The sequence below is a fragment of the Thermoplasma sp. genome, from assembly GCF_023256435.1.
Classification (GTDB): domain Archaea; phylum Thermoplasmatota; class Thermoplasmata; order Thermoplasmatales; family Thermoplasmataceae; genus Thermoplasma.
Genome location: NZ_JAGDXM010000020.1, coordinates 1 through 10,627 on the forward strand (window position 1 = coordinate 1; position 10,627 = coordinate 10,627).

11 protein-coding genes are annotated in these 10,627 nt (G+C 43.8%); 10 read left to right on the forward strand and 1 reads right to left on the reverse strand.

Going from position 1 to position 10,627, the window contains the following annotated elements; all coding sequences use genetic code 11:
- The first annotated feature begins 593 nt into the window (after positions 1 to 593).
- The 5 genes from Q0C15_RS02545 (at position 594) to Q0C15_RS02565 (ending at position 4,505) form a co-directional block, all read left to right on the forward strand.
- Positions 594 to 1,154, forward strand: a complete 561-nt coding sequence (locus Q0C15_RS02545; protein WP_297215728.1) for a hypothetical protein — start codon at positions 594 to 596, stop codon at positions 1,152 to 1,154.
- Positions 1,155 to 1,169: 15 nt separating this feature from the next.
- On the forward strand, positions 1,170 to 2,039 hold the full coding sequence (locus tag Q0C15_RS02550) for an ABC transporter ATP-binding protein (RefSeq protein WP_297215731.1): 870 nt from the start codon (positions 1,170 to 1,172) through the stop codon (positions 2,037 to 2,039).
- Positions 2,011 to 2,955 carry a hypothetical protein gene (locus Q0C15_RS02555; protein ID WP_297215734.1) on the forward strand — a complete coding sequence of 315 codons (945 nt, stop codon included), beginning with the start codon at positions 2,011 to 2,013 and terminating at the stop codon, positions 2,953 to 2,955. The genes Q0C15_RS02550 and Q0C15_RS02555 overlap by 29 nt, the downstream gene beginning before the upstream one ends.
- On the forward strand, positions 2,940 to 3,398 hold the full coding sequence (locus Q0C15_RS02560) for a hypothetical protein (protein ID WP_297215735.1): 459 nt from the start codon (positions 2,940 to 2,942) through the stop codon (positions 3,396 to 3,398). Before Q0C15_RS02555 ends, Q0C15_RS02560 begins: the two co-directional genes overlap by 16 nt.
- Positions 3,399 to 3,974: 576 nt before the next feature.
- Positions 3,975 to 4,505, forward strand: a complete 531-nt coding sequence (locus Q0C15_RS02565; protein WP_297215738.1) for a hypothetical protein — start codon at positions 3,975 to 3,977, stop codon at positions 4,503 to 4,505.
- Positions 4,506 to 4,508: 3 nt separating this feature from the next.
- Here Q0C15_RS02565 and Q0C15_RS02570 read toward each other — a convergent pair whose 3' ends face one another.
- Positions 4,509 to 5,858, reverse strand: a complete 1,350-nt coding sequence (locus tag Q0C15_RS02570; protein ID WP_297215741.1) for an acetyl ornithine aminotransferase family protein — start codon at positions 5,856 to 5,858, stop codon at positions 4,509 to 4,511.
- 159 nt (positions 5,859 to 6,017) lie between these two features.
- On the opposite strand from Q0C15_RS02570, the gene Q0C15_RS02575 reads away from it, so the two are divergent.
- The 5 genes from Q0C15_RS02575 to Q0C15_RS02595 all read left to right on the forward strand — a co-directional run.
- Positions 6,018 to 6,998: a VIT1/CCC1 family protein gene (locus Q0C15_RS02575; protein ID WP_297215744.1), complete on the forward strand. Its 981-nt coding sequence runs from the start codon at positions 6,018 to 6,020 to the stop codon at positions 6,996 to 6,998.
- A gap of 161 nt (positions 6,999 to 7,159) precedes the next feature.
- Positions 7,160 to 7,939: an ABC transporter ATP-binding protein gene (locus Q0C15_RS02580; RefSeq protein ID WP_297215748.1), complete on the forward strand. Its 780-nt coding sequence runs from the start codon at positions 7,160 to 7,162 to the stop codon at positions 7,937 to 7,939.
- Positions 7,929 to 9,560 carry a permease gene (locus tag Q0C15_RS02585; protein WP_297215751.1) on the forward strand — a complete coding sequence of 544 codons (1,632 nt, stop codon included), beginning with the start codon at positions 7,929 to 7,931 and terminating at the stop codon, positions 9,558 to 9,560. The genes Q0C15_RS02580 and Q0C15_RS02585 overlap by 11 nt, the downstream gene beginning before the upstream one ends.
- A 123-nt stretch (positions 9,561 to 9,683) precedes the next feature.
- Positions 9,684 to 9,956, forward strand: a complete 273-nt coding sequence (locus tag Q0C15_RS02590) for an acylphosphatase (RefSeq protein ID WP_297215754.1) — start codon at positions 9,684 to 9,686, stop codon at positions 9,954 to 9,956.
- Positions 9,957 to 9,960: 4 nt separating this feature from the next.
- Positions 9,961 to 10,627 (forward strand): DNA topoisomerase (locus tag Q0C15_RS02595; RefSeq protein ID WP_297215757.1); only part of this gene is annotated, 667 nt, incomplete at its 3' end.

The window sequence follows — 10,627 nt, forward strand, 5'->3', positions numbered from 1 at the left end:
AGTCCGTGTATCTCATCGCTAAAGCTGTTGAGATTTACAGCTTCCTTCAAATCCCAAACTTCTCTTTTAAATTAAGATGAAGATCATCGTGATCCTAAGGATTTCTGGCACTTCATTCAGTTGTGCAATATGCATACGCTGAAAGCATGCTATACTCAAGTATATATCCATGATAGTCAATGTTTTAAATTTTTATACTTCTTCCTATAGACACTGAGAATTTAGGGATACGTTATTGACGAGGTCCTCGTAGAACGTCATTGACATAATTCCGTAATTTGCATAGTGAGATATTGTAATTCTGCAAGGTTTTGCCACAATAAGATGCAAATAATCGGATAGATCATTTATATTCATGAAATATAATTTCAAAAAATATAATTATATATATTGCGGATCATGTTAGCAGGTGATCATCTGAAAAAATATGACTACGTATCATTGACGGAGGACGGTCATTTTGCTCATTATTGGGGCTGGTTAAATGCGTTTACCCATTATTATTGGGTTGAAAATGGCTATACGTTTGGGATTCCAACACAGCAATGATATAATGACAATATTTCATTATAAATTTTATATGGAGGTATAAAATGGCCAGTCCTAGGAAAATAATAATTGCGGTATTGATAGCGCTGATTGTCCTCGTTTCAGGCATCGTCTATTATCACGACTATGTCAAGGAGCATTCGCAGCCGTACATTGGCATAGATGTTAGCGTTAAGCCATTGAATAACGGCTCAGTGGCATTCTATATATCTGCTATAATAAATTCAACAAACTTCCTGACCAAATTCACATTTCCGGAGACCCAATACATTGAGGGGATACATGTAGTATATGCCGGCCCGAACATAACTGATGCTAAGGATCGCAGCTCCGGAGTAATCCCTCCAGGCATGTCAAACATTGATCTATCTGGTATTGTACACTTCTATCTATCAAACGAGCATCCCAAGACCGTTGCTTACTGGAACGAAACTGTATACAACTCCACCCCTCCACCTTTCATGCCTGCGCCAAATGGCTACTACATAATGTATGCGATTATGGTTGTTGGCGCAGGTTATGGTATTCCACACCTCTTCTTACCAAGCGATTTCATATTGGTTGACAACGGCACTGTAAGTCTTGTCAGCTCTGCCAGACAGTGAAAATATGGTGATGAGATGAACGATGTGTTGCTGGAGATGACCAGCGTTGGCAAGAGATACGGAATCAGAAATACCAAAAAGGCCTTGGAAGAGTTCAGCGTAACGCTTCAAGAGGGCATGTGCCTTGCCCTTATCGGAAGGAATGGCGCTGGAAAGAGCACTGCGTTGAAGATAATGGCGAATGTGCTCAAACCCACCGAGGGTAGGGTGGTTGTGCACGGGAGGGTCTCATACGTCCCCGAGAATATGGGTATATACCCGAATCTAACCGTGGAGGAAAACGTGAAGTTCTTCTCTGATATATCTGAAGGGCATTCTGACTATGAGAGTATACTATCAAGGCTGAACATTATGGGCAGTTCCAAGGTTCTGGCATCGCATCTCTCCAAGGGTATGAGGAGGAAGTTGTCGGTGGCCGTAGCGATGGCGCAGAATCCTGATGTCGTTATATTTGATGAACCGTTTGATGGCGTCGATCAGACTTCAAGCGAGGAGATCGTCGCCATGATCAGGGATATGAAGAAGCATAACAAGGCTGTGGTACTTAGTTCCCACAACATATCGTACATAGACAGCATAGCAGATGAGGTGATCGTGATCGACAGCGGGAGAATTGTAAGGAGGATAAAGCTTCCGCTGGAAGGGATGAAGGTTGTAAGGTTTGCCGCAGCGTACGAAGAAGTTGATGAGGTGCTGAAATCACTTGGCTTAAAGTACGATATATCTGGGTTTCCGTATGTTAGGATCAGCGCCGGCAGTACGCAGGAAGATCTGAACTCGATGCTGGTTCATAGCGGTTTAAGGGTTCTGGAGTTCAGGGACTTAACAATCGCAGAGATATATAGAGGTGTATTGAATGACGTTAGCGTTACAGTTCAGAGCTGAAATCAAGAAACAGTTCATCCTGATGAAACGATCTACTGCAGCACCCATGATGGTACTTGCCACCTTTCTGCTCGCCATGGTCTCAACCGCAGAACTTGCATGGAATACGCCTATATACAGGACTATACCCCTGCAGTTCTCACTCGCCACCTTTTCAGGTTCCTTCGTTTCATTCTTTATACTTTTCATGGTATATCCATCACTGAGCATATCTGAGGAAAAAGAAAACGGAACATACGACGTGATAAGATCCAGTACACATGATACGACCGGACTAGATGTTGCCCGCCTTATTTTTAATATAATATTTGCCGGCGTATTGACGGTCACAGCCGTAGCCGGCTTCATTTTCATGCTCCTGATCCGTTACGGGATGCTATCTAACCATGTGGAGATTGTGGTAGATCATTTGATATACAATTACATCTTCGGATATTCAGGCCTACCAAGCGTATTCCTTACCCATACCAAGACCTATATTGATGAAGGTTTCAGTCTAGGCCTGTTCATGATGGATATCGCCATACTGTTTATCTCGATACTGCCACCGGTTCTAGTAGGTCTCATCTTCTCTAGGATTTCTATGAAAAGATCCACCTCAGTAATATCAAGCGTCATCTTTTACCTTGTAATATTTAACATATACCCATACCTCATCTCCGTGAACGACGCACTCTCGGTGAAATATCTCTATGCCGGAATCTCCGTGTTATTTCCAGGGAGCCCACTATCATTGGCGGACACATATCTAGGCTTTACAACTGTAAGAATCTCCGGCGGAGGCTTTTTTTCACTCCCTAACCAGTACTTTCCGGCGTGGATCCTGTGGGCGCTCCTATCGTATGTAATTATAATCCTTCTCATCTTGTATTTCATGCCCAGCATAGGGGGTGTTATGGATTGGAGAAAAAAATAAAGACGTTGCTGTCCATAATAGTGATTATAATTCTTCTGGCGTTACTCATACACACATTAAATAATGATGAAGACAGCCAGATATCGAATACAAAGACTACCGGCCCAATCCTTACCATAAATACAGGTTCCGCTGGTGGCGACGTGGTGTTCAATGGCACCTTGCCACTGACTGCTGATCAGGCATATTGGTATAATTTCACAGTCAACGCTTCTTCCGATAAGATCGTCTTTGCATTTGAGGACAATTCGAGTGTTGATGTCTTTGTTGAGCAGTACTATCCAAATGATAGACCTGGTTACAAACTCACAATCAGCCCTGGGATAGATATATCAACAATATTCCCTAGTAACCTGTACTTTCCCGAAGGCACATGGTCCATTAAGTTATTGACCACTCAAAACATGGATCTGAGGTTCAAATTGACAGTTTTCTATGCGTAAATGCCAATCGGGTACGATACCAAGATCTAGTCAACTATTTTTCAATGGACTTCTAAGTTATTATAATGCAATACATCTTCTGCATTTATACAAATTCAGCGTTTCCCATTGCCATAGCACATGATGCCCTCAACAACACCTATTTCAGTTTGTTTGAATACGGATGGCAACAATTATAGAAAGTCATCTCAGAGGTCGGGCACTGCCAGGCTGCCGCTCCGAATCTTACTTAACTTTGCGCTTCTCATCAAAGTAAAAACGATATCAACTAAGCAGATGATACTTTCAAAGATTCATGATAACCGCTTGTCTACGATATTATGGAGTTTATCTGAATTCATGTTATTCCATTTATGCTCCCTGTCTTCATCGCTGCTTGTTATGGTTTTAGCATGATGATACCTCTACATCAAAGAACCCGTAAAATTTTGTATATCATTCTTCTGTCATTTGCATTGACAATAATGCATACCTCACAGACATTTCCCATACTCATGAAAGGTTATGTTAAATTCGATGCGCATAAATGTTTTTATAGAATTTCAATCTCCCCGTGATCTTCCTTTAAATTCAAACTTGGCATACGGAATGGTGAATGCAAGTACCTATGAACGCGAGATAAGGGACATACTGGGCGGAAAAGAACAGGCTGTGAGGAAATATGCCAGTAAGATACCCGAAAAATCAGATGCCATAATGTCCCTGATAGAATCTCCGTTCTACGTAACAAGATCCGCTGGCTCCTTCGGTGCTGATGTGATAGCTATAAGGCATGATTTTTCCATGGTCATAGAGGTAAAGTCGTCTGTTAGGCCGTACCTCATGTTTTCCGAGGGATCCGGAAAAAAACAGGAACAGGCCAATAGAATAAATGATATGTGTATCAGAGCTGGAATATTCCTGACCTATGCCTACAGGATAAAGAATGTGCAAGGAGATCCATGGAGGTTATTTGTTGTTGAATCTAAACCGGTTGGAAGGTTCAACATGGTGTACGAAATCATACCCAAGATAGCAAAGACTAGGGAAGGAAATTATGTTATGAAATGGGAAGACGGCCTTCCCCTATCATCATTCATTGAAATAATAAATAAAAAGGTAATATAATCATCACAGGGCCTGCTTTATTGCCCTGTCTAGAACGTCTACGCCTTCGTCTATCTGATCCTCCTTTATTATGAGCGGAGGTATTATTCTTATCGCACTGGTACCGGTCGAAAGCAGAATCAGGCCCAGCTTGAAGGCGTTATCAATCACCGTGTTCCTTAGCTTGTTGTTCGGTTCCTTGGTCCTCCTGTCCTTCACAAAGTCTATCGCCTGCATAAGCCCAAGACCTCTGACGTCACCTATAGCATCGTATTTTGACTGAAGTTCCTCAAGCCTCTTCCTGAGATAAGCGCCCTGTTTTGCTGAATTCTCCACCACGTTAAGTTTCTTCATCTGATCTATGGTTGCAACGCAGGCAGCAGATGCTATCAGGTTACCTCCAAACGTGTTGGAGTGAAGGCCGCTTTCCTTGAAATTCATCTCCTTCCGCATTACAACAGCACCCATCGGTATGCCCGACGCTATTGCCTTTGCAAGAGTTATAACGTCCGGTTCAACTCCAAAGTGCTCTGACGCAAAGAATTTGCCTGTCCTGCCAAATCCACTCTGAACCTCATCCATGAGCAGAGGTATATTATATTTATCAGCCAATTTGCGGAGTTCTTTGAAGAAGTTCATCGGCGGTACGATGTATCCACCCTCACCCTGAACGGGTTCTGCAAGTATTCCTGCAACATCTTCAGGCGGTACATACGTCTTGAGCAGATACGTCTCAATGTAATCGATTACCCTGTTAACAAGTTCATCTGGGTTCTCATACCCATCAATACCAAATGGGTTTCTGTAAGGATTCGGGAAAGGTACATGCTCAACCCCCGGCATCGATGGGAAGAAGCCCCTGTGATGAATTGGCTTTGAAGCCGTGAAGCTCAGCGATCCCTGCGTCCTTCCGTGAAATGCCCCTATGAATCCTATGAACATACCTCTGCCAGTGTAGGATTTCGCAACTTTTATCGCAGCCTCAACACTCTCTGTACCGCTATTTGTAAAGAAAACTCTCTTTTCGAATTTACCTGGCGTGACCTCTATTAACGACTTCGCAGCCAGCACCTGCATCTCTGTATAGAAATCTGTTCCTGGAAAATGCCACATCTTGTGGAGCTGCTCTTCAACCTTCTCTGTAACGTATGGATCCACATGGCCGAGATTGGTGACGCTTATGCCGCTTGAGAAATCCAGGTAGACGTTTCCGTCCACATCCTCAACATAAACCCCACGGCCCAGTTTACCGACTACAGGCAAAGACTGCGTGCTTCTCGCAAGATACTGATCGTTCATCGCTATTATCTTCTTGGCCTCTGGTCCCGGCGGTGTTACCTTTATCTTAATTCCGTTGAGCTCTTCCTGCATCATAGTTACAATATTAAGAGTAATAATATATATTTTATTGAATGAAAAACGTATGCCTTATACGAATTTCGTACTTAATAAATGTGAGGATAACCTTATTCCGATGCAACAGCCAGCCTAGAAAAAACGATAATTATTTAAGGTAGATATCGATAATAAGATATGGACAGCGATGTGAAACAATGGTCAGAGTTCTACCGGGATGAGCTTACCGATATGACCTTCTATTCTGTCCTATCAAGAAAGATAAAAGACGATTATCTGAGGGAGAATCTGGCCAAGCTCTCCTCTATAGAGAAAGAGCACTCTGATTTTTGGAAGCAGAACCTTGAGAAGGCCGGTGTCAAGCCAGAACCTAGGTACAACAAGTTAAAGGTATCATTTCTTGTATTCATGAGGCATTTCCTTGGGCTATTCCTCACTGCCCGCCTCCTGGAACATGGGGAGATCTCCACCGTGAGGGTGTACAGCGAATATCTGAAGAGGCCTGGCCTTGAGGAGAATTTCAGGCGCAGGCTTCAGGAAATTCTGGATGAAGAGATAGAGCATGAGGAGATATTCGAGAAGGCCATGGAAAAATCCAGCGACACCATCGAGAGGAATAAGGATATGATATACGGCATAAGCGATGGCCTTGTTGAAGTCTTGGCAGCGCTGGCCGGACTGACATCCATAATAGTCAGCAACATCGATATAGCGCTGGGCGGCCTGGTTGTTGGCATAAGCGGTACTGCAAGCATGAGCATCGGTGCGTACCTTTCAAAGAAATCGGAGACTGAGTACAAACTTGTTGAAGAAGAGAAAAAGATTCTTTTCAGAAGGCAAAAGGTTGATCACGATTACATAAAGACGATAAAGGGCGAGTCCAAAACATCAGCGATATATGTGGGCATATCGTACATCATAGGCGCAGCGGTACCCATAATACCGTTCATATTCTTGCAGAAGTACATCGCACTTGCGCTATCTGTGGTGCTTGTGTTTCTTGTTCAGGGTTTTACAAACGCCGTTGTGGCACTCTCTATCAATGTGGGCATATTCAAGATGGCCATAAGGGCATCTTTGCTTGCACTGCTGGCTGCATTCATAACATTCATGGTTGGGTTTTCATTCCACTACTTCCTCCACATATCCATAATATGAAAATTTCCAAGGGCTGTGGCTGATCACAATGCTTCGCCTCATGAAATGCTATACATATCTCAGGCATTGACTGCTGACAAAGCGCAGATCAAGAACGAAAAGGCATTTATGCACATCTACACTTATTAATGTCCTTTTGTTATTATTGTTGTGAACATACGATGACCTGTTCCATCAAGCTTGATAATATTTCTATGCGTTACGGCGAGAAACTGGCCCTCGACGATGTATCGCTCGAGATACCGGAAGGGACCATCTATGGTGTGCTTGGCCCAAACGGATCTGGCAAAACAACCATGATGAAGATAATTCTCGGTCTTTTGAAGCAGACCAGGGGCAAGGCAAACGTGTGCGGTTATGACAGCATAAAAGATCCTCTGGAGATAAAGGCGATATCAGGATATGTACCGGAGACTCCCATTTTATATGAATCGATGACGCCTTCTGAACTGTTCAGCTTTATAGCGTCCATACGCCGCATAGATGAGAACACGTTCAGGAGAAGGATAGATGCCCTGATCGATGCATTCGGTGTTTCTGAATACATGAATGATTTCATCGGATCGCTCTCCTTCGGAAACAGGCAGAAGATCGCCATAATATCGGCAATAATGCATGATCCGAAGATACTGATAGTCGATGAAGGTATAAATGGTCTCGACCCCAGATCAGCAAAACTGTTCAAGAGCATTCTCACCGACATGCGCGATCATGGAAAAATAATCGTATTTTCAACTCATATACTTGAGATAGCGGAATCTCTGTGCGACCATGTTGCCATATTGTATAACGGCCGCATTGTGGCCAACGGCACGATAGAGGATCTCAGAAGTGCCGCAAATGAACCTTCACAGAACCTTGAGGAGATATTTCTGAAACTTACAAACGCTGAAGATGTACCGGATGTCGCAAGATACCTGAGGGATGAGATTGAACACTAAGACGCTGTTCTATCTTGCCAGAAGGATACTGATTGAAGAACGCTATCTTGCGCTTAAGAATTCAGCGTCCTTCATGTCAAGAACGGCAAGAGTCAGAAACAAAGGGAGTTATATAATGAGATTCGTGAACATATCATACGGAGCCACATCCCTGTCCTTCATGATATTCTCTCTAATACTTGTTGCTCCAAGCCTCATCTCGCATGAGATATACACGTTATCCAGCGTTGTTCTTCTGCTCTTCATATATTCTCTCTTCATAAACATATCAAATTCGCTCCTCTTCTTCGTTTCAGTGAACATAAACCATATACTTGATCCGCTAAGACTGCTTCCTGTCGATTTCCCGGATCATGTTATAGCCGTTTCATGGTTCATATACACCGGCAGTTCCTCGCTCTTTGCGGTTCTTCCTGCAGTCTTTCTCTCAGCCTTCCTCCTCAACAGCATCTACATACTCATCGTAGGCGCCATATGGGGCCTCTTCTCCATCCTCCTCGGATACGTCATCGGATCGTCGCTGTTCGTAGCCTTCGGAAGCAGGATCGGCGGAAGGCGTACGAGAGTGTCCAGTATCCTGAGAAATGCCGGCAGGGTGATATTTCTCATATTTGTCTTTGCAATATTTGAGATAATACTCTACAATGCGAACCTGGTTAACGGAGTGATACCAAAACTCCCTTACCCATATTCCTATTTCGTACCGGTATTCAATATACAGTATTCACTGTTCTTTTTCCATAGCTTCTATTCTCATCTCACAGGATACTTCATTTCAATATCCTATACTGCCCTGATCGGCCTATCGTTCGTATATATTAACAGGCGTGCCTTCTACAGGCTTATAGAGCCGGCATCCAGATCCTACGGAAAAGCCTATGTCCATACAATAACCAGGGTGAGAAGCAGGCCATTCTCGTTCTTCTCCAAGGATCTGAAGATTTCTTCGAGAAAGTCGCAGAACCTGATACTTCTCATAATGCCCATATTCTTCGTATTTCCAACCATAATGTCCGAGGTTCTCTACGCACCGACCACAAGGGTGGATCCAGTGACGCTTTACAACGCCATGGTGGCTTTTGTAATAGTCACTGCATCATTCTATTCCATACTCTTTCTCGTCATAGAGGGTAACGGCATTTCATTCATAAAGTCGCTACCGCTGGACGGAAACAGCATAATAAGGTGGAAGATAGCCGCACCCACATTCATATTTCTGATCATAGACGTTTCGATGCTCATAACGATAAGCATAAAGGTCCTGATGGGCACTCCGTATTACCTCTTCATAATGGTGGATACTGCACTATATTTTGTCTCTTCGATCATATACAACATGCACAGGCTTTACGGTAAGATCCCGGACACCGCCGATACCGTGAACTTCTATTCCTTCGGCGGCCAGATTGCGTTTATATCAACGTTCGCCTTCACAGGGATCATAGTGGGATCCGCCGACATCTTTTCTCTTGCAGTTCAGTATTCGATGAAGCTTGACGCGTATTCCTTCTTTGCCATCAACACGCTGATTGGATTCATCGCACTCGCCTTCTTCACAATCAGATATAGGATACTGCCGATGAGGCCGGGGCCAGAAAGCATGATGGGTTCTGATGCATGATACAGACAGAAGCCATGCACGGAATTGAACCATTTCGCTTATAGTATGATGGGTTCTGTATGTAAGCACCCGTCTGCGTTCCACCATAAAACTATTAGTCATTGTGATCTATTAGGTCTTGTAATGTTAGTCACTAGACGGGTAATATTCTATGGAAGGGTTCAGGGCATAAACTTCAGATCAAATACCCTGTCAAAGGCGATAGAACTCAACGTGAAGGGTTGGGTGATGAACAGGATAGACGGATCAGTTGAGGGGTACTTTTCAGGGGAACTGCGTAATGTTATGGATCTGATAGACTACTGTGTTTCTGATATGCCCTATGCTGTCGTGAAACGATATGACGTCTATGACCTGCCCTATACGGAGTTTCCCGACTTCAGAATAAAGAGGTAATATATTGGATGGCTCAAGGATAATAATTGCAGAGAAGGCTGATGCAGGCAGGAGGATAGCCTATTTCCTCTCAGGCGGGAACGTCAAATCCCACAGATCCAAAGGAACATCCTATCTTGAATTTGAATACGATGGAGTGAAAACGTACCTGATACCACTCTCCGGACACATTGTGGAGGCTGACTTTGAGAGCGGATACAGCGACTGGAGCAAGATAGATCTTTCAAATCTGATCGATGCGAAGATAGTGAAGAACGTGAAGAACAGGATAGCCTATCAGACCCTCACCTCATTCAGGGGAAAGGTTCACGAGATAGTCATCGCAACCGACTATGACAGAGAAGGGGAACTGATAGGAGTAGAGGCGCTCGACATAATAAGGAATGGGGATGAGTCTGTTAAGAGGGCCAAGTTCAGCGCTCTGACGAGAAACGAGATAATGGATTCCTTTAAAAATCTCATAGGGGTGAATTACAGCCTGGCTGATGCAGCTGATGCCAGGGAATCCATCGATCTCATATGGGGATCCGTCCTGACCAGGTTCTTCTCAGTCACCACAGGCAGACTCGGCAGATCCTTCCTCTCAGCAGGAAGAGTTCAGACACCGACTCTAGCCATAATAGTCGACAGAGAGAGGGAGATCATAAGCTTCAGACCTGAACCCTACTGGA

Excerpts from the sequence above, each read along its gene's own strand:
- Q0C15_RS02545 (WP_297215728.1), top strand. The coding sequence starts at position 594 with ATGGCCAGTCCTAGGAAAATAATAATTGCGGTATTGATAGCGCTGATT.
- Q0C15_RS02550 (WP_297215731.1), top strand. The coding sequence starts at position 1,170 with ATGAACGATGTGTTGCTGGAGATGACCAGCGTTGGCAAGAGATACGGA.
- Q0C15_RS02555 (WP_297215734.1), top strand. The coding sequence starts at position 2,011 with ATGACGTTAGCGTTACAGTTCAGAGCTGAAATCAAGAAACAGTTCATC.
- Q0C15_RS02570 (WP_297215741.1), bottom strand. The coding sequence starts at position 5,858 with ATGATGCAGGAAGAGCTCAACGGAATTAAGATAAAGGTAACACCGCCG.
- Q0C15_RS02575 (WP_297215744.1), top strand. The coding sequence starts at position 6,018 with ATGGACAGCGATGTGAAACAATGGTCAGAGTTCTACCGGGATGAGCTT.
- Q0C15_RS02580 (WP_297215748.1), top strand. The coding sequence starts at position 7,160 with ATGACCTGTTCCATCAAGCTTGATAATATTTCTATGCGTTACGGCGAG.
- Q0C15_RS02590 (WP_297215754.1), top strand. The coding sequence starts at position 9,684 with ATGTTAGTCACTAGACGGGTAATATTCTATGGAAGGGTTCAGGGCATA.